Consider the following 26,988-nt stretch of genomic DNA (forward strand, 5'->3'; position numbering starts at 1 on the left):
CCGCCGCGGTTCTTTGCGAAAGCGCCTGAGCTGCGTCGGTTCAGGTACCACGCGGTTTGGCACGCGCGGTCGCCTCGGCCACCAGCGGGTCTTCGGGCCAGTAGTGCTTCGGGTACCGCCCTTTCAAGTCTTTTTTCACCTCGGCATAGGTGGTGCGCCAGAAATTGGCCAGGTCCTGGGTCACCTGCACTGGCCGGCGAGCCGGCGACAGCAGGTGCAACTTGACCTGCTGACGGCCCTGGGCGATGCGTGGCGTATCAGCCAGGCCGAACAGCTCCTGCAAGCGCACGGCGAGGATCGGCGGGGTTTCGCTGTAGTCCAGGCGGATATTCGAGCCAGACGGCACGGCCAGGTGCGTGGGCGCCCATTCATCCAGGCGCTGGGGTAGCGGCCAGGGCAGCAGATTGCGCAGGATCGAGGGCAGGTCCAAGGCCGCGAAATGGCTGAGGCGCGAAACCTTGCCAAGATAGGGCAGCAGCCAGTCTTCCAGGCTGGCCAGCAGCGCCTCGTCGCCCAGGTCGGGCCATTCACTTTGGCCGCCCTTTTCCATGTCGAGCTGACGCAACAGCGTCACCCGCGCCTGCCACTGGCGCAGCTCTGGCGTCCAGGTCAACAGGTTCAAGCCTTTGCGCCGCACCAGGCCCAACAGGGCCTTGGCCCGGGCTTGGTCATCCAGGCCAGGTAACGGCTCGCGGCTGAGCACCAGTTCGCCGACTTTGGTCTGGCGCTCGGCACGCAACATCTGCTCGCGCTCGTCCCAATCGAGGATATCGAGACGCTCGACCTGCTCGGCCAGCACATCATCGAGCAGCGCCGGGTCGAATTGCGCAGCCAGATAAATGCGTTCTTCCCGCTGACCCTGGCGGCTACCGAGGTCAGCGACCACCAGCCATGGGCATTTCATCAACGCATCGACCTCGGCGAACAAGGCGGCGCGACCATTGGCCAGGCGATACTCCGCCCCACCCTCGCGCCGCTGCTGCGCAACCCGGTCGGGATAGGCCAACGCCAGCAAGGCACCCAGCCAGCGCGGGTGATCAGGGTCGGCAACCGCCGCGCCAGCTTTGCCGCGCAGCAGGCCACGGTACTGGCGCGCCAACTGCCGGGCACGCTGCACCCCGCCGTGGCCGCCACGGTTGGCCTTACTCTCGCCACTCAGCAAAGCCAACCGGCTGTGCAGGTCGGCCCCGCCGCCGCGCTGGATATCGCGCTCGCCCAACAAGGCGGCGACATCGCAAGCCATGGCGGCCAGGCCAAGGTCCTGGCCGCGCAACAGCAAATGGGCAATGCGTGGGTGCGCCGGCAGTTCGGCCATGGCCTGGCCGTGCTCACTGAGGTTGTGGCGGCTGCCTGGCTTGAACGCACCCAGCCGCGCCAGCAGGTCCTGAGCGTGGGAAAAGGCCGCGGCTGGCGGCTGGTCCAGCCAGCGCAATTGATCCGGCGTGACACCCCAGCGGCCGAGCTGCAAGGCCAGCCCCGCAAGGTCCGCCTGCAGGATTTCGGCGCTGCCGTGGGCAGCCAGCTGGTCATGCTGGCTTTCGGACCACAGGCGGTAGCACACACCGGGCTCGAGGCGGCCGGCACGGCCTGCACGCTGGGTGGCGCTGGCCCGGGAAATACGCTGAGTGTCCAGGCGCGCCATGCCGCTGCCGGGGTCGAACCGCGGCACTCGGGCAAGGCCGGCATCGATCACCACGCGCACACCGTCGATGGTCAGGCTGGTCTCGGCGATGTTGGTTGCCAGCACCACTTTGCGCAGGCCCTTGGGTGCCGGGTCGATGGCGGCGCGCTGGGCGTTGAGGTCGAGTTCGCCATGCAGCGGGCACAGCAGGATATCGGGCCGCTCACCCAGCGCTTCCTGCAAGCTCTGGTGAACCCTGCGGATCTCGGCCTGGCCAGGCAGGAATACCAGCAGGCTGCCGGTTTGGTCGGCCAACGCCTGCAGCACGCTGTCCACCACTCGCGGTTCGATGAACTCCCCAGGCTGGAACGGGCGCCCCCAACGGATATCCACCGGGTGCATGCGGCCTTCGCTGCTGACCACTGGCGCGTCGTCGAGCAAGCGCGACAGGCGCTCGCCTTCAAGGGTGGCGGACATCAGCAGGATTTTCAGCGGATCGTCACGTAGCAACTCCCGGCCATTGAGGCTCAGCGCCAGGGCCAGGTCGGCATCGAGGCTGCGCTCGTGATACTCGTCGAAAATCAGCAACCCCACGCCTTCAAGCGCAGGGTCGGCCTGCAGGCGACGGGTCAAGATGCCTTCGGTGACCACTTCGATACGGGTCTTCGGCCCGACTTTGCTGTCCAGGCGGATGCGGTAGCCCACGGTTTCGCCGACCTTCTCGCCCAGCTCGCTGGCCAGCCGTTCCGCCGCCGCGCGCGCCGCCAACCGGCGGGGTTCGAGCATCAGGATGGTCTGCCCGGCCAGCCAGCTTTCGTTCAGCAGCGCCAGCGGCACACGGGTGGTCTTGCCGGCGCCGGGGGGTGCCTCGAGCACCGCTTCATCACGGTTTTCCAGTGCTTGGCGCAGGGCCGGCAAAACGGCATCGATTGGTAAAGAAATCATGGTGGTCCTCGAACAGTGACGCGAGTATAACGGCGAACCCAGCCTGCTCTATCATGGTCTTATCATCAGGTGCTGGCGCATCGCCCACCCTGTTGCACACCTTCTTCGGAGATTTAAATGCGCATCCCATCCCGCGTCATCGGTGGCGCCCTCATCGCCACCCTGCTGACCCAGCTGACGGCCTGCGGCACGCTGTTCTACCCTGACCGCCGCGGGCAGATCGAAGGCAAGGTCGACCCGGTCATCGTCGCCCTCGATGCCATCGGCATTCTGTTCTACGTGATCCCCGGCCTGATCGCTTTTGGCGTCGACTTCGCCACCGGTGCCATCTATTACCCCGGCGGTACCACGGCGCAAGTATCGCCGGAAAAACTGCGCGAAGCCGTGTCGCCCGATGGCAAGGTCGACAACCTCAAGCTGCAGGCTATTCTCGAAAGCGAACTGGGTCAGCGCCTGCCGCTGGACGACCCGCGCCTGATCCAGCACCGCGGCAGCGTCGAGCAGTTGGCGGCATTGGGCGTGGTACCGGCAGCCTGAACCCCGCAAGGAAGTCACCCACGGCATGACCACCTCGGCTGAACACCAGCGCCTGTTACGCCTGGCCACCCGGGCGTCCCTGGCGGTCGCCTGCATCCTGGTACTCAGCAAGGCCGTGGCCTGGTGGTTGAGTGGGTCGGTCAGCCTGCTGGCCGGGCTGACCGATTCGGCACTGGATGCCGTTGCCTCGTTCCTCAACTTGCTCGCCGTCCACTACGCGTTGCGCCCGGCGGACGACGACCACCGCTACGGCCACGGCAAGGCCGAGGCCCTGGCCGGCATGGCGCAAGCACTGTTCATCGGCGTGAGTGCGGTGCTTATCGGGGTACAAGCGGTGGAGCGCCTGCAATCACCGCAGCCACTGGGCGACACTGGCGTCGGTATCGGCGTGATGCTGCTGTCGCTGGTGCTGACCATCGGCTTGCTGGCGCTGCAACGCAAGGTCATCCGTGCGACCGGCTCGACAGCCGTACGCGCAGACTCGCTGCACTACCGCTCCGACCTGCTGCTCAACGGCAGCATCCTGCTGGCCTTGCTGCTGGCACGCTTCGGCTGGCCACAGCTGGATGCGCTGTTCGGCCTGGGTATCGCGCTGTACATCCTCTGGAGCGCGCTGCAGATTGCCCGGGAAAGCACGGCAATCCTGATGGACAAGGAGCTGCCCGGCGACATCGGCGAAGGCATGGTCAAGCTGGTGCTCGGCATTCCGGGAGTGCAGGGCGTGCACGACCTGCGCACACGGGTCTCGGGCAACCAGTGGTTCGTTCAATTGCACCTTGAGCTGCCCGGCCAGTTGCCGCTGCACGATGCACACGCCCTGTGTGTACAGGCCTCGCAGGTGATCCGCCAGCGTTATCCGAAGGCGGATGTGATGGTGCATGCCGACCCGGTCTGAGGCTCAGTTGATGCTGTAGCCGCGACCACTGAAACAAGCCCCCAGCGCTCGACGATAGGTGTCTGCCACATTGCCCGGCGGTGCGTAGGTTGCCGTGGCCGGGTCGAACCCGGACTGGCTCACCGCCCAGCGATGGCACTGGTAGCGGTCCTGGTCTTGCTGCTGTTCGCCCTGCCCGTTCATCGGGTAGGCCACCACGTCATAAGCGTTGCCTGCGGGTGCTGGAGCGGCCGGTTGCGGGGCGACTGCGGGCGGGCTGACCACCACGTATTGCTGGCTGTCGGCCAGGTATTGGTAGTAGGTGTCGGCGACCAGGAAGAACAACGCGCCGCCCAGCCAGACTTCGCGGGCATAGGGCGGCAGGTAACCCACCCGCACACCGTAAGGCGGGGTTACCACGATGTAGCTGCCACCGTGCGGGCGGTACCAGTAGCCACCGGAATAGAAATAGTCCTCGCCACGGTACGGCACTTTCCAGTAACGGTCAGGGAAATGGTCGACGCTGTGCCCAGGGCGGTATTGCGGCCCCGGCCCCCAACCATTGCCATGACCATCCGGGCGCCCTTGCCAGTCGCCGCCTGGCCGTTGGCCGGGGCCGCCCGCCTGCCAGTGACGGTTGTCGCCATTGTGCCGAGGGATATCCTGGTAATAGCCCTGCCGCGCAGGCTGGGTCTGACGCACTTCGTCACGCGAGTTGAGTGGCGAACGCCCTTCGCCTGCGCCATTGGGGTCCTGCCGGCCATTGCCGCCATGCCCCTCGTCCGGGCCCTGGGCCATGGCGCCCCAGCTGATGCTCAAACCCAGCAAACCAACACCTGCCAACTGCCAGATGCGCGACTTCATGGTGTCCCTCACGGTAAGAAAACGGCACGCTGCCAGTCTACCGCGCCTGTAACCGGCGGGCAGATGAAATCGCGGACATGAAAAAAGGGAGGCCATCGGGCCTCCCTTCGAGAATTGTCGTCCGTGCTCGGCACTTGTGGTGCCGGCTCACCTCACACCGTCTTCTGGAAGGTGTGTAGCCCGGGGGCCTGGCGCATCCTGTTGGATTGCTGGCCGCGACCGCCCGCCTAGGGCGCGTCGCCGTGGACTGATGTCCGGGCAGTGATTCTGTTGATAAAGATACCGGGGTGGCCCTAGCAGCGGATTGCGAAGATTGCTCAGATAAATAGCACTTGCGCAATTTTTAACCCTGGATTGATAATTCACCGCAATCTGAACAGAAAAGGCCTTTTCCATGAGCAAGCTGGACCGCTACGACCTGAGCATCCTCGCCGAATTGCAGCGCGATGCGCGCATCTCCAACCAGGAGCTGGCCGAACGCATCGGCTTGTCGCCATCGCCGTGCTCACGTCGGGTCAAGCAACTGGAAGACGATGGCTATATCTCGCGCCAGGTCGCCCTGCTCGATCGCAAGAAGCTCGGCCTGAGCCTGACGGCTTACGTGCTGATCGGCATGGACCGGCACACGCCGGAGCGTTTCGAGACGTTCGAGGCGGCCATCCGCAACTTGCCACAGGTGCTCGAATGCAGCCTGGTAACGGGTATGGACGCCGACTACCAGCTCAAGGTGGTGGTGCCGGACATGGACCACTACCAGAAACTGCTACTGGGCAGCCTGACCCGGATCGAAGGCGTCACCAGTGTGCGTTCGAGCTTCGTGCTGAACCAGGTGCTGGCGAGCACCGAGCTGCCTTTGACCCACCTTCGTTAAATGCGCGTGCGGCCCGGCGTATAATCGCCAGCCCAGCCTGCCCGGAGAACACCGATGGATCCCGCCGTATTCGAAGAATGGATGATGATCATCCTGGTCACCGTGTTGATCGGTTTCATGGGCTTCATCGTCTGGGACCTGGCGAAAAAGTCCAAGGCCGGACGGTTTGGCACCTTGATCCTGTTCTGCGTGCTGGGGCTGGGCGTGCTGGCCTTCATCATCAAGAGCGTGGTGGTGGGGTTTCTCGAAGGGGTTTAAAGCTTGGCTGCAACCTCGCGCCAGCACCCCTGCTCCAACCCATCCAGCGACCAGTTGCCAATCCGCACACGCACCAGGCGCAAGGTCGGCAGCCCTACCGCCGCCGTCATACGCCGCACCTGGCGGTTACGCCCCTCGCGAATCACCAGCTCCAGCCAGCTGGTCGGCACGCTCTTGCGAAACCGCACTGGCGGGTTGCGCGGCCATAGCGCCGGCTCATCAAGGCGCCGTGCTTCGGCCGGCAGCGTCGGGCCGTCGTTGAGCTCGACACCGTCACGCAGCCGCTGCAACTGCTCATCGCTCGGCTCGCCTTCCACCTGTACCCAATAGGTTTTCGCCAGTTTGTGCCGGGGGTCGGCAATCCGGGCCTGCAAGGCGCCATCGTTGGTCAGCAGCAGCAGGCCTTCACTGTCACGGTCCAGCCGCCCTGCCGGGTAGACACCCGGGATATCGATAAAGTCCTTGAGCGTCGCGCGCCCGTCGCCGTCGCTGAACTGGGTCAGCACATCGAACGGCTTGTTGAACAGGATCAGGCGTGGCTCCGCTGGTGGCGCCTTGGGCTGGCGACGTGGGCCGGCGGCAGGCCGCGCCTGGGGGCGGCGCGGCTTGGAACGGGGTGGCAGTGGCATGGATCCTCAGCGGAACGGCGGCTCATCGAAGCTGCGCAGTTTACGCGAGTGCAACGAATTGAGCTCGGTACGCAGCAAATCGAGGGCGGCGATGCCGATCTTCAGGTGCTGGCTGACCGCACGGTTGTAGAAGGCGTTGGCCGAACCCGGCAGCTTGATTTCGCTGTGCAGCGGCTTGTCGGACACGCACAGCAAAGTGCCGTATGGCACACGCAGGCGATAGCCCTGGGCTGCGATGGTGCCGCTTTCCATGTCTACCGCCACGGCGCGCGACAAGTTGATCAGCGGGCGCTCCTGGGCCCAGCGCAGCTCCCAGTTACGGTCGTCGTAGGTCAGCACGGTGCCGGTGCGCAGGCGCTTTTTCAGCTCCTCGCCACGTTCGCCGGTCACCTGCGCGGCCGCCTCCTGCAGCGCCAGTTGCACCTCGGCCAAGGCCGGAATGGGGATATTCGGCGGCACTACGCGGTCGAGGATACCGTCACGGCGCATGTAGGCGTGCGCCAGCACATAGTCGCCGATGGTCTGCGACTGACGCAGGCCGCCACAGTGGCCGATCATCAGCCAGCAGTGCGGGCGCAGCACCGCCAGGTGGTCGGTGATGTTCTTGGCGTTGGACGGGCCGACGCCAATATTGACCAGTGTCACGCCATCGCCGTCGGCGGCGATCAGGTGGTAGGCCGGCATCTGGTAGCGGTGCCAGACCACGCTGGCCACCAAGGCCTGCGCTTCGCCGTGGTCCATGCCCTTCTCGATCGCCACATTGCCCGGCAACACCATGCGCACGAAGCGCGGGTCTTCACGCAGCTGCTCCAGGCCGTGGCTGATGAACTGGTCGACATAGCGATGGTAGTTGGTGAGCAGGATCCACGGCTGCATATGGCGCCAGTCGCTGCCGGTGTAGTGCACCAGGCGGCGCAGCGAGAAGTCCACGCGGGCGGCATCGAACAGCGCCAGCGGCAGGGTTTCGGCACTGCCCCAGTCGCACAGGCCATCGGCGATGTTATCGGTCGCGGCCGACAGGTCGGTGCTGGGGAATACCCGCGCCAGCTCGGCGGCGGTGATGCCGCTGCCGGCCAGTTCGTCACCCTGGTCGACCACATACGGGTAGGGAATATTCTGTTCGCTGACACCGACTTCGACGGTCACCGTGTAGTCGTGCATCAACGGGCGCAACTGCTCGAGCAGGTAGCCACGAAATGCCGCCGGCTGGGTAACGGTGACGCTGTAGGTGCCGGCCACCTGGACCTTGGCATAGGCGCGGGTGGTGGCGGCGACTTCGCCGTGGCTGTAATAGGTCAGGCGCAGCGCCGGGTAGCGGTACACGGCGCGCTCGTCGGCGTCCGGCTCGGTGCGGTCTTTCAGGTAACGCTTGAGGGCCAGGCTGAGGGCCCCGGTGGCCTGTTCATGCAGGGCCGCCAGACGGTCGACGGCCTGTTCGGGAGTATCAACGACTACAAAGGCGTGGCTCACACTGTGCTTCCTGTCTGGACATGCATGTCAGCCATCTTGCCTGCCTTCGCCGCTAAAAACACCCCCATCGATCGGTGCTGCCGCCATTCGCGGGCAAGCCCGCTCCTACGCTGAACTCAGCTCGGCCAGGCAGGTGTCGCTCGCGCTACCAACGCCGTGACGTCCGCCCCGCGTGGCAGCGCACCGTATGCACGCCCGCCACCTGCCAGGCGGCTGCCGATGAACGCGTCGCTGACCGCCGCGTTACCCGCTTCGAGCAACAGTTTGGCCTGCAGGGCCAGGGCGATGTCTTCGGTCAACTGGCGAGCGCGGTACTGGATATCGCTGGTATCGGCAAAAGCCCCCTTGAGATTGCCGATGTGCGCGGCCAGGCGCGGGTCGCCATGGCCATCGCCCAACTCGGTGAACAGCGCATCGAGCACGCCCGGCTCCTTGGACAATGCCCGTAGCACGTCCAGGCATTGAACGTTGCCAGAGCCCTCCCAGGTCGAGTTGACCGGCGCTTCGCGGTACAGCCTGGGCAGGATGCTGTCTTCTACATACCCGGCACCGCCCAGGCATTCGGCGGCTTCGTTGATCATGGCCGGCGCGCGCTTGCAGATCCAGTACTTGCCCACGGCGGTGACCAACCGGGCGAAGTGTGCTTGCTGCGGGTCATCGAGCTGTTCCAGGGCCTGGCCCATGCGCAGGCTCAAGGCCAGCGCCGCCTCGCTTTCCAGGGCCAGGTCGGCCAGTACGTTCTGCATCAGCGGCTGCTCGCTCAGCACCCGGCCACCGACCTTGCGGTGGGCACAGTGGTGGGTGGCCTGGGTCAAGGCCTGGCGCATCAGGGCGCTGGAACCGACCATGCAGTCGAAGCGGGTCATCGCCACCATCTCGATGATGGTCGGCACACCCCGCCCCTCCTCACCGATCATCCAGGCCAGGGCACCACGGAATTCCACTTCGCTGGAAGCGTTGGAGCTGTTGCCGAGCTTGTTTTTCAGGCGCTGGATGTAGAACTGGTTGCGGTTGTCATCCGGGCGATGGCGTGGCAACAGGAAGCAGCTCAGGCCTTTGTCGGTCTGGGCCAGGGTGAGGAAGGCATCGCACATCGGCGCCGAGCAGAACCACTTGTGCCCGACCAGCTCGTAGGGCTGGCCCGGCCCCGGGCTGCCGACCGGGTACGCGCGGGTGGTGTTGGCGCGCACGTCGGTGCCGCCCTGCTTTTCGGTCATGGCCATGCCGATGGTCACCCCGGCCTTGTGCCGGTCGCCGACATTGCGCGGGTCGTACTCGCGGGCGAGGATCTTCGGCAGCCAGTATTCGGCAAGCTCAGGTTGCAGCCTGAGCGCGGGGACGGCGGCAAAGGTCATGGTCAGCGGGCAGCCGGTGCCGGCTTCGGCCTGGCTGTGCAGGTAGGTCATCGATGCCCGGGCCACGTGCGCGCCGGGGCGAGGCTCGGCCCAGGGCAACGAAGGCAGGCCGTGCTCGACAGCGGTGCGCATCAGCTCATGGTAGGCGGGGTGGAATTCCACCAGGTCGATGCGATGGCCATAGCGGTCATGGCTGCTGAATTCCGGTTTGTGCGCGTTGGCCAAAAAGCCGGCGGCCATCAGCGGCCCGCCGGCCAAGGCACCGTAGGCGTCGATCCGCGACTCGGCCCAACCGGCCCCGCAACGCCGCGACCACTCTTGCAGCGGCAGGTCGAGGCGGTACAGGTTGGCGCCGTCGAGGGACGGCGGCTGGTTGGTGACTTCGTGGGTTTCAGCGTACTGGTGCAGGTTCATCGGGAACTCCTGGGGCCGGGTAGGGCTGAGAGTTCCAGTGAAGCACTCACTGGGAGGGAGTCAAAGTGACAATAATGACTAAACATGTGACTTGGGTTGCGTCGGGGAAGGTTTAAGCCGCGATAACGCCAGCCTGCTTAACAGGAAATATGACATCCAACTCTTCATCTCTTGTAGGACCTTTCCCAAACCTTCCTTATCGTGAAAAAAATTGCCTCCAGGCTGCTACGTTCAGGCTTCCATCTTCACAGCCGAGGTGAGACATGAGCCAGCGCATTAACATCTTTGGCCGAGGCCAAGGACTGGATGGCGACGAAACCACCAGCGGCGCCATCTGCATCGCCAGCCAAGCCCGTGGCCGGGTCCACGGCAGCTACTGGCTGCTACAAGGTGACAAGACGACCTTCTGTCCGCGCTGCGGGGTAGAAGGCACCATAATTGAAGGCGAGCCCCGCTGGCGGCAGAACAACATACCGACCGCCGTTGATGGCGCCTTGGTTAAATGCGCCTGCCCACTGGGCAGCAATCGCGTGGTTGCCCCGCTGGGCCGAGGTCCCGCCCCTCGCCACACATCAGCACCCGCTGCGGTTTATGAAACGCCCCCACAATTCCGTCCCCATCCGTCCGTAGGGGATTCCTACCAGCCCCACTCCTTGCAACCATCGGCTGGACCGCAAGCTATGGAGCCTGGTTTCTTCATCGTGCCGCAGTGCATGACGTATCAGGAAGTGCTGATCGAACTCGGTGCACCGCGGGCCAAGCTGCCACGGTCGATACTGGAGAGGCTGAACCCGACGCATCATTTGGGTTTCAAAGCTGGGGAGATCTTCGTCATTGGTGATGGACTTAGTCGCCCGGTTTGTACTCAGGAAGAATTGTATGCCATGAGTGCGGCGAAACAGGCGAGGGAAGCATTGGCGAGTCTTACGCCTGAAGAAGCCGAGTTCATGATGAAGCATCAAGCTGAAATCGCAGGGTTGCTTAGCGATGTGAGCCTGGCGATGGGCGTGGGCCAGGCGATGATGGAAAAGGCGCTGGATGAGCTGACTACTACGCTGCGCAAGATTGAGACGCTCCACCAGCAGCAATTCACCCTTCATGGCCATCTTCAAAGCAACGAGTTCTTTGTCGAGCGCAGGAGACTGTTCAAGCAACTGGATGCACAGTTGAGAATGACGTTTCTCAACAAACACCTGGACCTGGGCAGATATGAAGCTTTGCGCCGAGATTTGGGAATATCCAGCAGGAGCTTGGTGCATCATTGGAGCAAAGCCGGCGCTCCTGGACAGATCCCAGGCTATTCGACGCATCTGAACAAGCTGGTGGCTCTGTCAAAATATCTGAAAGCCGGAGGAAACGTCGGAATTGCGCTAGGTGGGATTGGCTCGGCACTTACAATATACGAGGCCTGCCAATCGGAAAATCCAGGCAACTGCAAAAAAACCCAATTCACTGAGATAGGTAATTTTTCAGTCGGCCTCGCAGGAGGAATTGCAGGAGCAAAAGCTGGCGGCGCGATTGCAATTTCGGCCTGCTGGGCAGCCGGCCCAGGCACTCCTGTATGTTCGTTAGTTGTGACGGGATTAGCCGCCCTGGCCGGGAGTTTGGGTGGTATGAAGGCTGGTGAAATAATGGGCGAAGCGATTTACCAGGTTGTTTACGATGAGTGATAAGTTAAGCGCGTCCATTACCATAGTATCGCTAAGCCCCGCAATGATCGCATTTGCAGTCGGGCTTACACTCGACCTGCAGTTAGCCAGCACTCGAAATTTTCACTTGATAATCTCGTCACTACAAAGAAGCCAATGCTTGAGCACCATTAGAACAACCTGGGGAAACTATGGAACAACCTCCAAACTTCTTGTAATCTTTCAATTATGTGGGGCTATGGCGCTTTGTGAACAGTCCATAAAAAAAGGATTATTAGACGCGACGGACGTTTTGGAATTCCCAAAACACATGAGACGTAAGATGGTGCTATCTGCTTGGCTGGGCTGGCTGTCTTTTGCTTGGTTGATGGTGAGCGCAATAGTTTTTTGAACGGTCACCTGAACGGTCAAATACTCCGGCCAGGAGAAATCGTAATGCAGCCCCTTGCAGGGGCTACACCACTGTGCCGTTAGAGCCGAGAGATTCCCGACACAACCCTGCCCGGCGGCACCTGCACCTGCGAGACCGCCACATTGAGGCTCAATTCGAACCGGCTGCCCAGCCCGCGCGTCGACTCATGCACCAGCTTGCCACCCAGCACATCCGCCATCTGCCGACAGATCGACAGGCCGATGCCCAGCCCGCCATAGCGCCGGGTCATCGAACCATCGACCTGGAAGAAGCGCTGGTAGAGGATCGCCTGGTCCAGGTCATCGAAGCCGATACCGCTGTCACTGATGGTGAAGGTCAGCGCCAGGTTGTCCGGCCCCACGCGCCGGCCACGGACCTGCACCACAACCCCGCCCTGGTGGGTGAACTTGAGGCCGTTGTCGACCAGGCAACCCAGGCAACGCATCAGCTTCTGGGCATCGCCAAGCAACTCGTCCGGCAGTTCGGCAGGGATGTCCAGGCTCAGGTACAGCCCCTTGCCCAGGGCAGTTCCGGCGTAGCCCGCGCGTAAATCCTGGAGGGCGCGACGCAGGCTGAACGGCGCAGGCTGCGCGCGCAGGCGGCCGGCCTGCAATTCGGTGAGGGTGAGGATATCGTCGACCATATCCATCATGTTCTGCGACGACGCCACCGCTGTGCGGTGGTACTGGGCCATCTCGGCGCTCAAGGGCAAGGTCTGCATCAGCTCCAGCGAACCGATCACACCATTCATCGGCGTGCGCAATTCGTGAGTGACCGTTGCGAGGAATTCGTCCTTGAGGAGGTTGCTCCTGGCCAGTTGCTGGTTCAGTTGCTCCAATGTCCGCCCGGTATCGCGCAGGGTCTGCGCCTGCTGTTCGCGCATGCTGTTGATGCGGTCAGCCAGGGCCAGCGACAACAGCGCCACTTCCAGCGCCGAACCGAGCTGGCTGGCGTACATGGTAATGAACACATTAGGCAGGTAACCCAGCACCATCAGGGTGTTGACCAGCCCGCCGAGCAAGAACGCCGTCCAGGCGATGATGAACCAGCGCGCCACGCGCAAGCCGCGGGACCACGCGTACAACCCGGCAGTAAAGATGCTCACGGTGAACAACAGCGCCAGCACCGTGGCCATGCGCAAGGCAATGCCGTAAGGCATGCTCACTGCCAGCAGCATCACCACCACCCCACCCAGCATCAGCAGTTGCAGCAGGCGGTCCAGGCCACGGCTGACCTTGCCCAGGCGCAGGAAATGGCGGGCGAACTGGCAGCCGAACACGCCCGCCGCCCCGATGAACAGCGGTGTTGCAGCATTGGCCCACCAGGGGCTGTCCGGCCAGAAGTACGCCACCCCGGCGCCATTGACCGACACCTGGTACAGGCCGAACGAGGCGATGTAGAGGATGTAATAGAGGTAACTGACATCGCGCACGCTGAGGAAGATGAACAGGTTATAAACCAGCATCACCAACAATACGCCGTAGATGATCCCCAGTACGTACAGCCGGGTAGGCTGATCTTCCATGTACGCCTCGGCAGACCACAGTGCCAGCGGCGCCTGCACGGAGCCCTGGCTGTGCAGGCGCAGGTACACGGTGGTGGCCTGGCCGGGGTGCAGGGGCAATTCGAACAGATAGTTGTTCTGGCGGATCTGGCGGCTGTCGTAGGGCAAGGCGTCGCCGGTGCGTTGGGCGAGGCGGTAGCCGCCGTCGGCACCCTGCAGGTAAAGCTCGAGGTGATCCAGCGGCGGGTAGGCCAGCTCCAGTAACCACTGGCGGGGTGTAGCGTCTGCCGAGGCCAGGTACCGCAGGTCGATCTTCAACCAGAACACCGAGGTCGAATACCCGGCGTTCAATACGTCCTCACGGTGCGCACGAAAACGGCTGGCGAATGCGGGCGCGGAAACCTGGGCAATACTGGCGCTGCCATCGCGGTCCTCATAGACCTGCATGACCTTGCCCAGTGGAAGGTGCCGGGTGGCATCGTCGAAATCGACCGCAGCGGCCAGCATGGGCAAGTAGCCCAGAAGCAAAATCAGCAAATAGCGCATACAGCCCCAGCATGGCCTGCTCGGTCGCGTCGCTGTGGCCTCCTATCCCTATGAGACGACGAAATCCGGCAGAGCCCGTTTATCGAGTTATCAGAGCACTCTAGCATAGCTTTCCACGCTGGCCACGAGCCACTTCAATTTTGGAAGGAAAGGCTCTAAATCAATGCTTTCGGCAATAACACAAACACAAATCTGACCAACTGATCAGCAAAACCCGTTTGTAGGACGATCCGCGCAAATGGGTTTGGTGGTAAGCTCGCCGACCATGAATACCTACAGCTCCCGCCCCGTTGTCCTCTGTCTCTCCGGCCACGACCCAAGTGGCGGCGCCGGCTTGCAGGCAGATATTGAAGCCCTGATCGCCCAAGGCTGTCATGCCGCACCTGCGGTAACCGCCCTGACCGTACAGGATACCGTCAACGTTTCCGACTTCCGCGTGCTCGACCGCGAGTGGGTGCTGGCCCAGGCCAATGCCGTGCTGGCCGACTCCACGGTGGCCGCGGTCAAGCTGGGCATGCTCGGCTCGATCGAAATGGTCGACACCGTCGCCGAACTGCTCAGTGCCCACCCGCACTTGCCCGTGGTCTGCGACCCGGTGCTGCGCGCCGGTGGCGGGGGCCGCCTGGGCAAGGACGAAGTCGGCTACGCCGTGCGCGAACGCCTGCTGCCACTGGCCGCCATCGCCACGCCCAACCTGCCCGAAGCGCGCATCCTCGCCGAACTGCCCGAAGGTACTGCCGACGAGTGTGCCGAAAAACTGTTGCCGTTTTGTAGACACCTGCTGATTACCGGTGGTCACGGCGACGAAGACGAAATTCACAACCGCCTGTACAGCCGGGATGGCCAGCGCCATACCTGGACCTGCCAGCGCCTGCCCGGCAGCTACCACGGTTCGGGTTGCACCCTGGCCAGCACCTTGGCCGGCCGGCTGGCCTTGGGCGAAGCACTGCAAAGCGCCGTGCGCAGCGCGCTGGACTACACCTGGCGCACCCTGCGTGACGCCGAGCAGCTGGGCAAGGGCCAGTTCGTGCCGCGCCGCCTGCCCCTGGACTTCTGCTCCTGATACGAGGCTTTCAGATGACGCTACGCGGTCTGTATGCAATCACCGACAGCCAGCTGCTCGCCGGCCGTTTCCTGTCCCACGTCGAGGCAGCACTGGAAGGCGGCGTGTGCCTGCTGCAGTACCGCGACAAAAGCGATGATGCCGCCCGTCGCCTGCGCGAAGCCGAAGGCTTGATGAAGCTCTGCGAGCGCTACGGCACGCAGCTGCTGATCAACGACGATGCCGAACTGGCCGCGCGCCTTGGCGTCGGCGTACACCTGGGCCAGACGGATGGCCCGCTGACCCCGGCCCGTGCCCTGCTGGGCCGCCAGGCCATCATCGGCTCGACCTGCCACGCCAGCCTCGAACTGGCTGCGCAGGCCGCCAGCGAGGGCGCCAGCTATGTCGCCTTCGGCCGTTTTTTCAATTCCGTGACCAAGCCCGGTGCGCCCGCTGCCAACGTCGAGTTGCTGCAGCAGGCCCGGGCACAGGTCAGGCTGCCGATCGCCGTGATCGGCGGCATCACCCTCGACAACGCCGCCCCGCTGGTCGCCCACGGTGCCGACCTGCTGGCGGTGATCCATGGCTTGTTCGGTGCCGACAGCGCGCAGGAAGTCACCCGCCGCGCCCGCGCCTTCAACGCCCTGTTCGCTTCCTGATTTCGAGAGAAGATCCCATGTCCCGTTCCGAATCCCTGTTCGCCCAAGCCCAGAAGCACATCCCCGGCGGCGTCAACTCGCCCGTCCGCGCCTTCAAGAGCGTCGGCGGCACCCCACTGTTTTTCAAGCATGCCGAAGGTGCGTATGTCACCGACGAGGACGACAAGCGCTACGTCGACTATGTAGGCTCCTGGGGCCCGATGATCCTTGGCCACGGCCACCCGGACGTGCTGGATGCCGTGCGTAACCAGTTGCAGCACGGCTTGTCGTACGGGGCACCGACCGCGATGGAAACCGAGATGGCCGACCTGGTCTGCTCGCTGGTGCCGTCGATGGAGATGGTGCGCATGGTCAGCTCCGGCACCGAAGCCACCATGAGCGCGATCCGCCTGGCCCGTGGCTACACCGGCCGCGACGCCATCATCAAGTTCGAAGGCTGCTACCACGGCCACTCCGACAGCCTGCTGGTCAAGGCTGGCTCCGGCTTGCTGACCCAGGGCGTGCCGAGCTCGGCGGGCGTACCGGCGGACTTCGCCAAACACACCCTGACCCTGCCGTTCAACGACATCGCCGCCGTCGAGAAGACCTTGGCCGAAGTCGGCCAGACCGTGGCTTGCATCATCGTCGAGCCGGTGGCCGGCAACATGAACTGCGTGCCGCCCGCCCCTGGCTTCCTCGAAGGCCTGCGCGAGCAGTGTGACAAGCACGGCGTGGTGCTGATCTTCGACGAAGTGATGACCGGCTTCCGTGTATCGCTCGGCGGTGCCCAGGGCTACTACGGCATCACCCCAGACCTGTCGACCTTCGGCAAGATCGTCGGTGGTGGCATGCCGGTGGGCTGCTTCGGCGGCAAGCGTGAAATCATGGGCTGCATCGCCCCGCTGGGCCCGGTGTACCAGGCCGGCACCCTGTCGGGTAACCCGCTGGCCATGGCCGCCGGCCTGACTACCCTGAAGCTGATCAGCCGCCCGGGCTTCCATGACGAACTGACCGCCTACACCAGCCGCATGCTCGACGGCCTGCAGCAACTGGCGGATGCCGCTGGCGTACCGTTTGTCACCACCCAGGCAGGCGCGATGTTCGGCCTGTACTTCAGCGGTGCCGACGACATCGTCACCTTCGACGACGTGATGGCCAGCGACGCAGACCGCTTCAAGCGCTTCTTCCACCTGATGCTCGAAGGTGGTGTTTACCTGGCACCGAGCGCGTTCGAGGCGGGCTTCACCTCGATCGCCCATGGCGAGGCGGAGCTGAAGATCACCCTGGATGCCGCTGAAAAAGCGTTTGCCAAGCTGAAGTAAGCGACAATCTGCACCGGCCTCATCGCGGATGAATCCGCTCCTACGCTCGTGGATTCATCCGCGACGAGGCCGGTACAAGCAATAAAATCTCTTCCTTCACCAGCAAGTTTGCCCACCAACACAGAAATTCGAGTAAAACTTTGTAAGGTAGGCGCTGCTTATCCCATAATGTGCCACCAGAGACCTTGGCCGTAGCTTTGCAGAGGTAAGTCGATCCCCATGAACCGCACCGGCCGCGCCCTGACACTGGGCTGCCTGTTGCTTCTTCAGCCCCTGCTGGCACTGGCGGAGGGCGGTAACTCGTTGCTGATTCCGGCAACGGGGCGCTGCACGCTCAATGTCCAGCCAGAAGACCAGGCCAACGCCCTCAAGGCTTGCGAGCAGACGGCGGCGACCGGGGACGCCCAAGCGCAGTTCGAACTGGGTGAGTACTACTACACGCAAACGCCCAAAGACCTGAAAAAGGCCGTGGACTGGTTCGGCAAGGCCTCGCTGCAGGGCCATGCCGACGCGCAATACCGCCTCGGCGCCATGTTCTTCCATGGCGAAGGGGTCAAGGCCAACAACGTGCAGGCTTATATTCTGCTGAAGATGGCCGCCGTCAACGGCGCCGAAGACGCGCTGGACATGGCTGACGAAGTCACCGAGCAGATGCCCCGCGACGAACTGGAACACGCCACCCAGGTGCTCGGCCAGATCTTCCGCAAGTACCTGCTGGAGCTGCAGAACGCCGAAGGCCGCACACCGTTCTCGCCACTTCCCTGACTGTACTTACTTCTCCGGCATCGGCATCGGGAACGGCATCACATTGCCGCCACCCTTGGCCTCGCTGATCTTTGCCGTGCCCAGCCGCTCCACCTCGTCGATGCGCACGATCGAGTGCATCGGCACGAAGCTGCGGATCACGCCCTCGAACTGGTTCTTCAGTTTCTCTTCGCTCGGATCGACGACGATCTGGGCGCGCTCACCGAAGACGAATTCCTCGATTTCCAGAAAGCCCCACAGGTCGCTCTGGTAGATCTGCTTGGCATACATCTCGAAGACCTGCCCCTGGTTGAGGAAGATCACTTTATAGATGGCGGGTTCGCGTTTGCTCATGTTGGGCGGGATAACACATGCGTAAGAAAAGGCGCGCATCATAGCAGTGCCAGCCGCTACGCGGGTGAACCCGAGCCCACAGCCTTGAAAACGCTGGAGTACTTGTGGGAGTGGGTTTACCCGCAAAGCGGCCGGGACAGGCCACACATACCCTTGATCGTTTCAGTGCTTTCGCCCCTGCCCTTCAAGGGTTATTCTTGGGTTCACCCTTATTGCCGTCGAGCGGCTTAAAACGACCTTGAACGCACCCATAGAACCCCATCGTTTCATCCTCGAACCTTTCGAGGCCCACCGTTTCGCCAACCTGTGCGGCCAGTTCGACGAGCACTTGCGCCTCATCGAGCAACGCCTGGCCATCGAGATCCGCAACCGCGGCAATCAATTCGAGCTGATCGGCGAACCCAAGACCACCTCTGCTGCCGAGCAACTGCTGCGCCGCCTCTACCGCGAGGCCAAGGCCACCGAGCTGTCGCCGGAGACCGTGCACCTGTACCTGCAGGAATCGACCGTCGAGGCCCTCGACAACCCGGCGGTGAACGAGGTCAGCGTCTCGCTGCGCACGCGCAAGGGCAACATTCGCCCGCGCGGGGTCAACCAGCAGCGCTACGTGAAAGAAATCCTCGCCAACGACATCAACTTCGGTGTTGGCCCGGCCGGTACCGGCAAGACCTATCTTGCCGTGGCCTGCGCCGTGGACGCCCTGGAGCGCGAGCAAGTGCGCCGCATTCTGCTGGTGCGCCCGGCGGTCGAAGCCGGCGAGAAGCTCGGCTTTCTGCCTGGCGACCTGGCCCAGAAAATCGACCCGTACCTGCGCCCGCTGTATGACGCCCTGTACGAAATGCTCGGGTTCGAGCACGTTGCCAAGCTGATCGAGCGCCAGGTGATCGAGATCGCCCCGCTGGCCTACATGCGTGGCCGCACCCTGAACAACAGCTTCATCATCCTCGACGAGAGCCAGAACACCACGCTCGAGCAGATGAAGATGTTCCTCACCCGCATCGGCTTCGGCTCCACCGCAGTGATCACTGGCGACATCACCCAGGTCGACTTGCCACGCGGCACCAAGTCGGGCCTGGCCCACGTGATCGAGGTGCTCAAGGACGTTCCGGGTATCAGCTTTACCCACTTCCAACCCAAAGATGTGGTTCGTCACCCACTGGTGCAGCGTATCGTCGAAGCCTACGACCGCTTCGAAGCCCGTCAGGCCAAGCCCGAGGTCAGCAACAAAGATGCTTGAACTTGACCTGCAACGGGCCACGGACGCCGCTGCCCCTGACGATGCTGCCTTCCGCCGCTGGTGCGAACTGGCCTTGCGCCAGCGCACGGCCGATTCGGAAATGACCATCCGCCTGGTCGACGAAGCCGAAGGCCGCGAGCTCAACCACACCTACCGGCACAAAGACTACGCGACCAATGTGCTGTCGTTCCCGGCCGACGTGCCCGACGAACTGCTCGACATCCCGCTGCTGGGCGACCTGGTGATCTGCGTGCCTGTGGTCGTACGCGAGGCTGCCGAACAGGGCAAGGCACTAGAGGCGCACTGGGCGCACCTGGTCATTCACGGTTGCCTGCACCTGCTCGGCTACGACCACATCGAAGACGATGAGGCCGAGGAAATGGAAGCGCTGGAACGGGAATTGCTGGCAGAACTGGGTCACCCTGACCCGTATGCCGACGATGAAAACGAATCAATCACACACTGATACTGCAAGGATCACGAGAACCGCCATGAGCGAAGATCGATCGAGCAACGGGCAAAAGTCCTGGCTGGGTAAACTGACCCAGGCTTTTGCCCATGAGCCGAAAAACCGCCAGGAGCTCCTTGAGCTGCTGCGCGAAGCCCATCAGAACAAGCTGCTCGACAGCGAAGCACTGACCATTGTCGAAGGTGCCATCCAGGTCGCGGACCTGCAGGTACGCGACATCATGGTCCCGCGTTCGCAGATGATCAGCATCAAGGCTACCCAGTCGCCCCGCGAATTCCTGCCGGCCATCATCGATGCCGCGCACTCGCGCTACCCGGTGATCGGTGAGAGCCACGACGATGTGCTCGGGATCCTGCTGGCCAAGGACCTGCTGCCGCTGATCCTCAAGGAGAACGGCGACAGCTTCAACATCAAGGACCTGCTGCGCCCTGCCACCTTCGTGCCCGAGTCCAAGCGGCTGAACGTGCTGCTGCGCGAGTTCCGCGCCAACCACAACCACATGGCCGTCGTCATCGACGAATACGGCGGCGTGGCGGGCCTGGTGACCATCGAGGACGTACTCGAGCAGATCGTCGGTGACATCGAAGACGAGCATGACGTCGAGGAAGACAGCTACATCAAGCCACTTCCCAGCGGCGACTTCCTGGTCAAGGCACTGACGCCGATCGAGAACTTCAACGAGTTCTTCGACAGCCAGTTCTCCGACGACGAGTTCGACACAGTGGGCGGCCTGGTGATGAGCGCCTTCGGCCACTTGCCCAAGCGCAACGAGACCACTGAAATCGGCACCTACAAGTTCCGTATTCTCAATGCCGACAGCCGGCGGATACACTTGCTGCGCCTGACACCGATCACCCGTTAAGGACAAACATGCGTTGGATCACCCGCCCCGGCTGGCCCGGTAACCTGCTGGCCCTGGCGGCCGGCGCCTCTACCCTTCTGGCCCTGGCGCCATTCGACATCTGGCCGCTGGCCTTGCTGTCGATCGCGGTGCTCTACCTTGGCCTGCGCGAGCTTACCCCGCGTCAAGCCATGTGGCGCGGCTGGTGCTTTGGTTTCGGCCTGTACGGTGCTGGCACCTGGTGGATCTACGTCAGCATGAACACCTACGGCGGCGCCTCGCCGCTGCTGGCGATCGTGCTGTTGCTGGCGTTCTTCGCCGCCCTTGCCTGGTTCTTCGCCTTGCCTGCCTGGCTATGGGCACGCTGGCTGCGGCGCAACGAGGCACCGCTGGCGGACGCCCTGTGCTTTGCCGCGTTGTGGCTGCTGCAAGAGGCCTTCCGCGGCTGGTTCCTGACCGGCTTCCCGTGGCTGTATGCCGGTTACAGCCAACTGGATGGCCCACTGGCCGGCCTGGCGCCACTGGGCGGGGTGTGGCTGATTTCCTTTGCCCTGGCGTTGACTGCTGCCCTGCTGTGCAACCTGCACCGCCTGCGCGCACGCCCTTCGTTTCTGGCCGTAGGTGCCCTGCTGCTGCTGGCCCCGTGGGTGGTCGGCATGGCACTCAAGGGCCACGCCTGGACCAAACCGGCTGGCGACCCGCTCAAGGTTGCTGCCTTGCAGGGCAACGTCGAGCAGGAACTGAAGTGGGACCCGGCGCACATCGATGCGCAATTGGCGCTGTACCGCGACATGAGCTTCAGCTCCAAACCTGTGGACCTGCTGGTCTGGCCAGAGACTGCCGTGCCGATCCTCAAGGACCAGGCGCAAGGCTACATCGACGTCATGGGCCGTTTTGCCGCTGATCGCCACTCGGCGCTGATTACCGGCGTGCCGGTGCGCGAAGTGGTGCATCACCAGCGCCGCTACTACAACGGCGTGACCGTCACCGGCGAAGGCGATGGCACCTACCTCAAGCAGAAGCTGGTGCCCTTTGGCGAGTACGTGCCGTTGCAGGACATGCTTCGCGGCATGATCGAGTTCTTCAACCTGCCCATGTCGGACTTCGCCCGCGGCCCTGAAGACCAGCCACTGCTGCAGGCCAAGGGTTACCAGATTGCCCCGTACATCTGCTACGAAGTGGTCTACCCGGAGTTCGCGGCGGGCCTTGCGGCACGCAGCGACCTGTTGCTGACCATCAGCAACGACACCTGGTTCGGCACCTCGATCGGGCCGCTGCAGCACCTGCAGATGGCGCAGATGCGTGCACTGGAGGCCGGCCGCTGGATGATCCGCGCCACCAACAACGGCGTGACCGCGCTGATCGACCCGTTTGGCCGGATCACTGCCGAGGTGCCGCAGTTCCAGCGCGCGGTGCTGTATGGCGAGGTGGTGCCGATGCAGCAACTGACACCGTACCTGCAATGGCGCTCGTGGCCGCTGGCGATGGTGTGTGTGCTGCTGTTTGGGTGGGCGCTGGCGGCTGGGCGGATTGCCAAGACGGTCTGATGTAGCCTCCACCGGCCTCTTCGCGGGGCAAGCCCGCTCCCACAGGTATACAACCGGATTCGAATACTGTGGTGCACCTGTGGGAGCGGGCTCGCCCCGCGAAGAGGCCGGTGCTGACAGCCAACCATTCAGTAGAACACCCGATACCCCACCAACCCCACCACCTCATTCAGCAACTGCCCGCTCTGCCACATCGCACGGCTTTCCGGCAGCAACCCGGCAAACGGCCGGGCATGATCGCGCCCAAGGAACCCCATCGGCGCTGGCACCACCTCGAACCCCGCCTGCTCGAAGCTCCACCGCGAGCGCTGCATGTGCCAGGCCTGGGTCACCACCACCACCCGGCGAATGCCCAGGGGTTGCAGGATGTCCGCACTGAACCGGGCATTTTCCCAAGTGGTGCGGCTGGCCTCCTCCTTCCACTTCACCTCGACGGCAAAGTCTTCGCGCAGCCTGTCGGCCATCAAGCGCGCCTCACTGGGCGGCGTGCCGTAGTGCAAACCGCCACTGGTCAGCACCGGCAAACCCGAAGCCTTCGCCAGCCGCGCGGCAAAGCGCATGCGCTCCAGGGCCGTCGCAGTAGGCTGGTCATCGCCACCCCAGGCCGGGTCACCGCGCTCTCGCCCCGCGCCCAGTACCACAATGGCATCTGCACGGTTGGCCAGGCTTGCCCATTCGCTTACCGCCAGGGGCGGCTCGGTTTCCAGAAGGCGCGCGCCCTGCTGTACCACCAGCGGCAAGCTCATCAGCCACAAGCCGCCCAGCCCGAGCACGAAGCACGCTGCAGCCAACCGCGGGCGACGGCTGCGCAGCCACCAGCCGGCCAGTAGCAGCAGGAACAGGATGCCGGGGGGCATCAACCATTGTTTGATGAAGAATCGAAGCGGCATCGGCCACACCTCCTTGGCAGGCGTGCAGCCTAAGAGGATCGGCGCCGGTCAACAAGTGCGTAGCCGGCGCCGATCGTGAGAAGTGTGTGTGTGAAGTACCGGCGCGATGGCCTGCGCCTGGCGGCCTGAACGGCTAGCGATGCGGCAGCGTCCTGGATCTCGCCGTCGTGGCGGGGCGTTTCTTGTCCTTGAGCCAGATGATCTTTGCCGATGTCGGTTCCGCTTGTGGGTATGTACCGGCAGTGGCATTACGGCGTTCCGGAAGCGTCTCCAGGTAAGCCTTGATCACTTCGAACTCTGCATGACTCAAACCGCGCAATTCCAGCTCGGCTGGCATCTCGTCGCGCAACCGTACCGACGTCCTGGCAACTTCCAATGCCAGGCCAAGACGGTCGATCAGGCGTTCGTAAAGCTCCGGTTTGCTTGCGGTAAGCTGCGTCTCTCCCATCCGTTCACCTCATTGAAGATAAAGAATATCTCCCCCCACAACTGAGCTTAGCGGCGCTATGAAAAGCAGCCGGATGCAGCGACCAGCGGGCATTCGCAATCAGGGTTTCCCACGATGCGCGGCGCTGCTGTATGCTACGGCGTTCACCCTCATGACACCGGAGTGCCGGCCGCAGCGAGGTTCCGCTGCCTGGAACAAGGTCTCTTCTCTCTCAGCCAAAAGTAGCCATGCACGAACAATACACGCCCCGTGATATCGAAGCCGCCGCCCAGCATTTCTGGGACGAGCAACAGTCGTTCGCTGTTACCGAACAGCCAGGCAAAGACACCTACTATTGCCTATCGATGTTCCCGTACCCGAGCGGCAAGCTACACATGGGCCACGTTCGCAACTACACCATCGGCGACGTGATTGCCCGCTACCAGCGCATGCTGGGCAAAAACGTCCTGCAGCCGATGGGCTGGGACGCCTTCGGCATGCCTGCGGAAAACGCGGCGATGAAAAACAACGTCGCCCCGGCCAAGTGGACATACGAAAACATCGACTACATGAAGACCCAGCTCAAGAGCCTGGGCCTGGCCATCGATTGGGCACGTGAAGTCACCACCTGCAAGCCGGACTACTACCGCTGGGAACAGTGGCTGTTCACCCGCCTGTTCGAAAAAGGCATCATCTACCGCAAGAACGGGACCGTGAACTGGGACCCGGCCGACCAGACCGTACTCGCCAACGAGCAGGTCATCGATGGCCGCGGCTGGCGTTCCGGCGCGCTGATCGAAAAGCGCGAAATCCCGATGTACTACTTCCGCATCACCGATTACGCCGACGAGCTGCTGGAAAGCCTCGACGAGCTGCCGGGCTGGCCTGAACAGGTCAAGACCATGCAGCGCAACTGGATCGGCAAGTCGCGCGGCATGGAAGTGCAGTTCCCTTACGACCAGGCGAGCATCGGCCACGCAGGCACCCTGAAGGTATTCACTACCCGTCCGGACACCCTGATGGGCGCAACCTACGTTGCCGTCGCCGCCGAACACCCGTTGGCCACTCAGGCCGCCCAGGGCAACCCGGCGCTGCAGGCGTTCATCGACGAGTGCAAGAGCGGCAGCGTGGCCGAAGCCGACATGGCCACCCAGGAGAAGAAGGGCATGGCCACTTCCCTCCTGGTCGAGCACCCGCTGACCGGCGAGAAGCTGCCAGTGTGGGTCGCCAACTACGTGCTGATGCACTACGGCGACGGCGCCGTGATGGCCGTGCCGGCCCACGACGAGCGCGATTTCGAGTTCGCCCACAAGTACAACCTGCCGGTCAAGTCCGTGGTGCGCACCAGCGCTGGCGATGAAGTCAGCAGCGAGTGGCAGGCTGCCTACGGCGAGCATGGCCAGTTGATCAACTCCGGCGAATTCGACGGCCTGGACTTCGCCGGCGCCTTCGACGCCATCGAAGCCGCGCTGATCCGCAAGGACCTGGGCAAATCGCGTACCCAGTTCCGCCTGCGCGACTGGGGCATCAGCCGCCAGCGCTACTGGGGCTGCCCGATCCCGATCATCCACTGCCCGTCCTGCGGCGACGTGCCGGTGCCGGAAGACCAGCTGCCGGTCACTCTGCCCGAGAACGTGGTGCCGGACGGCGCCGGTTCGCCACTGGCGCGCATGCCTGAGTTCTACGCGTGCACCTGCCCTAAATGTGGCACTGCGGCCAAGCGCGAAACCGACACCATGGACACCTTCGTGGAATCGTCCTGGTATTTCGCCCGCTACGCCTCGCCCAACTATGACCAGGGCCTGGTCGACCCGAAAGCCGCCAATCACTGGCTGCCGGTCGATCAGTACATCGGCGGCATCGAGCACGCGATCCTGCACCTGCTGTACGCGCGTTTCTTCCACAAGCTGATGCGTGACGAAGGCCTGGTCACCTCCAACGAGCCTTTCAAGAACCTCCTGACCCAGGGCATGGTGGTCGCCGAGACCTACTACCGCGTTGCCAGCAATGGCGGCAAGGACTGGTTCAACCCGGCCGACGTCGAAATCGAGCGCGATGCCAAGGCCAAGATCATTGGCGCACGCCTGAAGACCGACGGCCTGCCAGTGGAAATCGGCGGCACCGAGAAGATGTCGAAGTCGAAGAACAACGGCGTCGACCCGCAGTCGATGATCGAAGCCTACGGCGCCGACACCTGCCGCCTGTTCATGATGTTCGCTTCGCCGCCCGACATGAGCCTGGAATGGTCCGACTCCGGCGTCGAGGGTGCCAGCCGCTTCCTGCGCCGGGTCTGGCGCCTGGCCCAGGGCCACGTCAGCCAAGGGCTGCCGGGCAAGCTGGACACCGCTGCACTGAGCGACGAGCAGAAGGTCATCCGCCGTGCCATCCATGCCGCCATCAAGCAGGCCAGCACCGATATCGGCCAGTACCACAAGTTCAACACCGCCATCGCCCAGGTGATGACAGTGATGAACGTGCTGGAGAAGGCCCCGCAGGCCACCGAGCAAGACCGTGCCCTGCTGCAGGAAGGCCTGGAAGCCGTAACCCTGCTGCTGGCCCCGATCACCCCGCACATCAGCCATGAGCTGTGGCAGCAACTGGGCCACGCAGGCTCGGTGATCGATGCCGCCTGGCCAAGCGTCGATGAACAAGCGCTGGTGCAGGACACCATTACCCTGGTGGTCCAGGTCAACGGTAAACTGCGTGGCCAGGTAGAGATGCCGGCCGCTGCCAGCCGCGAAGAAGTCGAAGCCGCCGCCCGCAGCAACGAAAATGTCCTGCGCTTCATCGATGGCCTGACCATCCGCAAGGTCATCGTGGTACCGGGCAAGCTGGTCAACATCGTCGCCAACTGATGGCAACGCCCACCTGCAGCCAGTGCAGGTGGGCGGTATTGGCCCACAAGGGAGCTACAACATGATCAAACGCAATCTGCTGGTAATGGGCCTGGCCGTAATGCTCAGCGCCTGCGGTTTCCAGCTGCGCGGCACCGGCACCAACGAACTCAGCGTCAAGGAGATGGACGTCGGCGCGCGCAACGCCTACGGCCAGACCGTGGTCCAGCTTCGCCAGGCTCTGGAGCGTAGCGGCGTCAACGTTCACACCGGCGCGCCTTATCGCCTGGAGCTGACCAACGAGCAGGAAAACCAGCGTTCGGCGAGCTACAGCGGCGGCAGCCGTACGGCCGAATACGAGCTGACCACCACCCTCAACTACAGCATCCTGGGCTTGAACAACCTGGAGCTGCTGAGCGACAAGGTTGAAGTGCGCAAGATCTACGTGCGTGACGGTGGCAACATCACCGGCTCCGACCAGGAAGCCAGCCAGGCCCGCGTGGAAATGCGCCGCGAACTGGTGCAGTCGATGATGGCGCGCCTGCAGAACCTGACCCCGACGCAGCTTGACGAGCTGCAGCGCAAGGCCGACGAACGCGCCAAAGCCGAAGCCGACGCGCTGGAAGCCGCGCGCCGTCAGCAGGCGGAAACGCCGCAGCAGTCGCCGCTGGAAATCCCGGGCAAATAAGCCCGC

At 63.4% G+C, this 26,988-nt stretch carries 24 protein-coding genes; 15 read left to right on the top strand and 9 right to left on the bottom strand.

Going from position 1 to position 26,988, the window contains the following annotated elements:
• Positions 1-40: 40 nt before the first annotated feature.
• Positions 41-2,566, bottom strand: a complete 2,526-nt coding sequence (hrpB, locus tag ABEH27_RS16260; RefSeq protein ID WP_346614586.1) for an ATP-dependent helicase HrpB — start codon at positions 2,564-2,566, stop codon at positions 41-43.
• Between the two features lie 117 nt (positions 2,567-2,683).
• On the opposite strand from hrpB, the gene ABEH27_RS16265 reads away from it, so the two are divergent.
• Together ABEH27_RS16265 and ABEH27_RS16270 are read left to right on the top strand one after the other, a co-directional pair.
• Positions 2,684-3,103, top strand: coding sequence for a polyribonucleotide nucleotidyltransferase (locus tag ABEH27_RS16265; RefSeq protein ID WP_346614587.1), 420 nt, complete (start codon positions 2,684-2,686; stop codon positions 3,101-3,103).
• 25 nt (positions 3,104-3,128) lie between these two features.
• A complete protein-coding gene (locus ABEH27_RS16270) occupies positions 3,129-3,998 on the top strand; it encodes a cation diffusion facilitator family transporter (RefSeq protein WP_346614588.1) in 870 nt (289 codons plus the stop codon).
• A gap of 3 nt (positions 3,999-4,001) precedes the next feature.
• On the opposite strand, the gene ABEH27_RS16275 is transcribed toward ABEH27_RS16270, so the two are convergent.
• Positions 4,002-4,841, bottom strand: coding sequence for a DUF6515 family protein (locus ABEH27_RS16275; protein WP_346614589.1), 840 nt, complete (start codon positions 4,839-4,841; stop codon positions 4,002-4,004).
• Positions 4,842-5,235: 394 nt separating this feature from the next.
• Here ABEH27_RS16275 and ABEH27_RS16280 point away from each other — a divergent pair, with 394 nt between their 5' ends.
• Positions 5,236-5,712 carry an Lrp/AsnC family transcriptional regulator gene (locus ABEH27_RS16280; protein ID WP_003249795.1) on the top strand — a complete coding sequence of 159 codons (477 nt, stop codon included), beginning with the start codon at positions 5,236-5,238 and terminating at the stop codon, positions 5,710-5,712.
• A gap of 54 nt (positions 5,713-5,766) precedes the next feature.
• Positions 5,767-5,970 (top strand): DUF2788 domain-containing protein, encoded by a 204-nt coding sequence (locus tag ABEH27_RS16285; RefSeq protein ID WP_346614590.1) that lies wholly within the window; start codon positions 5,767-5,769, stop codon positions 5,968-5,970.
• On the opposite strand, the gene ABEH27_RS16290 is transcribed toward ABEH27_RS16285, so the two are convergent.
• The 3 genes from ABEH27_RS16290 to ABEH27_RS16300 all read right to left on the bottom strand — a co-directional run bounded on the left by ABEH27_RS16290 (position 5,967) and on the right by ABEH27_RS16300 (position 9,838).
• Positions 5,967-6,599, bottom strand: coding sequence for a pseudouridine synthase (locus ABEH27_RS16290; protein ID WP_346614591.1), 633 nt, complete (start codon positions 6,597-6,599; stop codon positions 5,967-5,969). The two genes, ABEH27_RS16285 and ABEH27_RS16290, sit on opposite strands and share 4 nt — an antisense overlap.
• A gap of 6 nt (positions 6,600-6,605) precedes the next feature.
• Positions 6,606-8,069, bottom strand: a complete 1,464-nt coding sequence (gene amn / locus ABEH27_RS16295) for an AMP nucleosidase (RefSeq protein WP_346614592.1) — start codon at positions 8,067-8,069, stop codon at positions 6,606-6,608.
• A 116-nt stretch (positions 8,070-8,185) separates the two neighbouring features.
• Positions 8,186-9,838 carry an acyl-CoA dehydrogenase family protein gene (locus tag ABEH27_RS16300; protein WP_346614593.1) on the bottom strand — a complete coding sequence of 551 codons (1,653 nt, stop codon included), beginning with the start codon at positions 9,836-9,838 and terminating at the stop codon, positions 8,186-8,188.
• Between the two features lie 263 nt (positions 9,839-10,101).
• Between ABEH27_RS16300 and ABEH27_RS16305 the strand changes: the two genes are divergently transcribed.
• A complete protein-coding gene (locus tag ABEH27_RS16305; protein ID WP_346614594.1) occupies positions 10,102-11,508 on the top strand; it encodes a PAAR domain-containing protein in 1,407 nt (468 codons plus the stop codon).
• A 449-nt stretch (positions 11,509-11,957) separates the two neighbouring features.
• Here the strand turns inward: ABEH27_RS16305 and ABEH27_RS16310 are convergent, their stop codons facing one another.
• On the bottom strand, positions 11,958-13,949 hold the full coding sequence (locus ABEH27_RS16310; protein WP_346614595.1) for a 7TM diverse intracellular signaling domain-containing protein: 1,992 nt from the start codon (positions 13,947-13,949) through the stop codon (positions 11,958-11,960).
• A 265-nt stretch (positions 13,950-14,214) separates the two neighbouring features.
• On the opposite strand from ABEH27_RS16310, the gene ABEH27_RS16315 reads away from it, so the two are divergent.
• From ABEH27_RS16315 to ABEH27_RS16330, 4 genes are all read left to right on the top strand, one after another.
• A complete protein-coding gene (locus ABEH27_RS16315) occupies positions 14,215-15,012 on the top strand; it encodes a hydroxymethylpyrimidine/phosphomethylpyrimidine kinase (RefSeq protein WP_346614699.1) in 798 nt (265 codons plus the stop codon).
• Positions 15,013-15,026: 14 nt separating this feature from the next.
• A complete protein-coding gene (gene thiE / locus ABEH27_RS16320; protein ID WP_346614596.1) occupies positions 15,027-15,650 on the top strand; it encodes a thiamine phosphate synthase in 624 nt (207 codons plus the stop codon).
• A gap of 17 nt (positions 15,651-15,667) precedes the next feature.
• On the top strand, positions 15,668-16,951 hold the full coding sequence (gene hemL / locus ABEH27_RS16325) for a glutamate-1-semialdehyde 2,1-aminomutase (RefSeq protein WP_346614597.1): 1,284 nt from the start codon (positions 15,668-15,670) through the stop codon (positions 16,949-16,951).
• A gap of 219 nt (positions 16,952-17,170) precedes the next feature.
• The gene (locus ABEH27_RS16330) at positions 17,171-17,716 is read left to right on the top strand and encodes a tetratricopeptide repeat protein (RefSeq protein WP_346614598.1); all 546 of its coding nucleotides are present in this window, start codon (positions 17,171-17,173) and stop codon (positions 17,714-17,716) included.
• 6 nt (positions 17,717-17,722) lie between these two features.
• On the opposite strand, the gene ABEH27_RS16335 is transcribed toward ABEH27_RS16330, so the two are convergent.
• Positions 17,723-18,049: a DUF1820 family protein gene (locus tag ABEH27_RS16335; RefSeq protein WP_346614599.1), complete on the bottom strand. Its 327-nt coding sequence runs from the start codon at positions 18,047-18,049 to the stop codon at positions 17,723-17,725.
• A gap of 238 nt (positions 18,050-18,287) precedes the next feature.
• On the opposite strand from ABEH27_RS16335, the gene ABEH27_RS16340 reads away from it, so the two are divergent.
• From ABEH27_RS16340 to lnt, 4 genes are read left to right on the top strand one after another with little or no spacing between them, the layout of a single operon-like run.
• Positions 18,288-19,286, top strand: a complete 999-nt coding sequence (locus ABEH27_RS16340) for a PhoH family protein (RefSeq protein ID WP_346614600.1) — start codon at positions 18,288-18,290, stop codon at positions 19,284-19,286.
• Complete coding sequence (gene ybeY / locus ABEH27_RS16345; RefSeq protein ID WP_346614601.1) at positions 19,279-19,752, top strand: rRNA maturation RNase YbeY; 474 nt, start codon at positions 19,279-19,281, stop codon at positions 19,750-19,752. Before ABEH27_RS16340 ends, ybeY begins: the two co-directional genes overlap by 8 nt.
• Before the next feature lie 25 nt (positions 19,753-19,777).
• Positions 19,778-20,617: an HlyC/CorC family transporter gene (locus ABEH27_RS16350; RefSeq protein WP_346614602.1), complete on the top strand. Its 840-nt coding sequence runs from the start codon at positions 19,778-19,780 to the stop codon at positions 20,615-20,617.
• An 8-nt stretch (positions 20,618-20,625) separates the two neighbouring features.
• Positions 20,626-22,143 carry an apolipoprotein N-acyltransferase gene (lnt, locus tag ABEH27_RS16355; RefSeq protein ID WP_346614603.1) on the top strand — a complete coding sequence of 506 codons (1,518 nt, stop codon included), beginning with the start codon at positions 20,626-20,628 and terminating at the stop codon, positions 22,141-22,143.
• Between the two features lie 128 nt (positions 22,144-22,271).
• On the opposite strand, the gene ABEH27_RS16360 is transcribed toward lnt, so the two are convergent.
• Both ABEH27_RS16360 and ABEH27_RS16365 read right to left on the bottom strand, forming a co-directional pair.
• A complete protein-coding gene (locus ABEH27_RS16360) occupies positions 22,272-23,033 on the bottom strand; it encodes a YdcF family protein (RefSeq protein ID WP_346614604.1) in 762 nt (253 codons plus the stop codon).
• A 133-nt stretch (positions 23,034-23,166) separates the two neighbouring features.
• A complete protein-coding gene (locus ABEH27_RS16365) occupies positions 23,167-23,481 on the bottom strand; it encodes a hypothetical protein (RefSeq protein ID WP_346614605.1) in 315 nt (104 codons plus the stop codon).
• Positions 23,482-23,708: 227 nt separating this feature from the next.
• Here ABEH27_RS16365 and leuS point away from each other — a divergent pair, with 227 nt between their 5' ends.
• Positions 23,709-26,315, top strand: a complete 2,607-nt coding sequence (gene leuS / locus ABEH27_RS16370) for a leucine--tRNA ligase (protein ID WP_346614606.1) — start codon at positions 23,709-23,711, stop codon at positions 26,313-26,315.
• 61 nt (positions 26,316-26,376) lie between these two features.
• Entirely contained in the window at positions 26,377-26,982 is a 606-nt protein-coding gene (gene lptE, locus ABEH27_RS16375; RefSeq protein ID WP_346614607.1) for an LPS assembly lipoprotein LptE, read from the top strand.
• The last annotated feature ends 6 nt before the right edge of the window (positions 26,983-26,988 follow it).

Source organism: Pseudomonas sp. P39-UII1, from assembly GCF_039672635.1.
In the GTDB taxonomy this organism is placed as follows: domain Bacteria; phylum Pseudomonadota; class Gammaproteobacteria; order Pseudomonadales; family Pseudomonadaceae; genus Aquipseudomonas.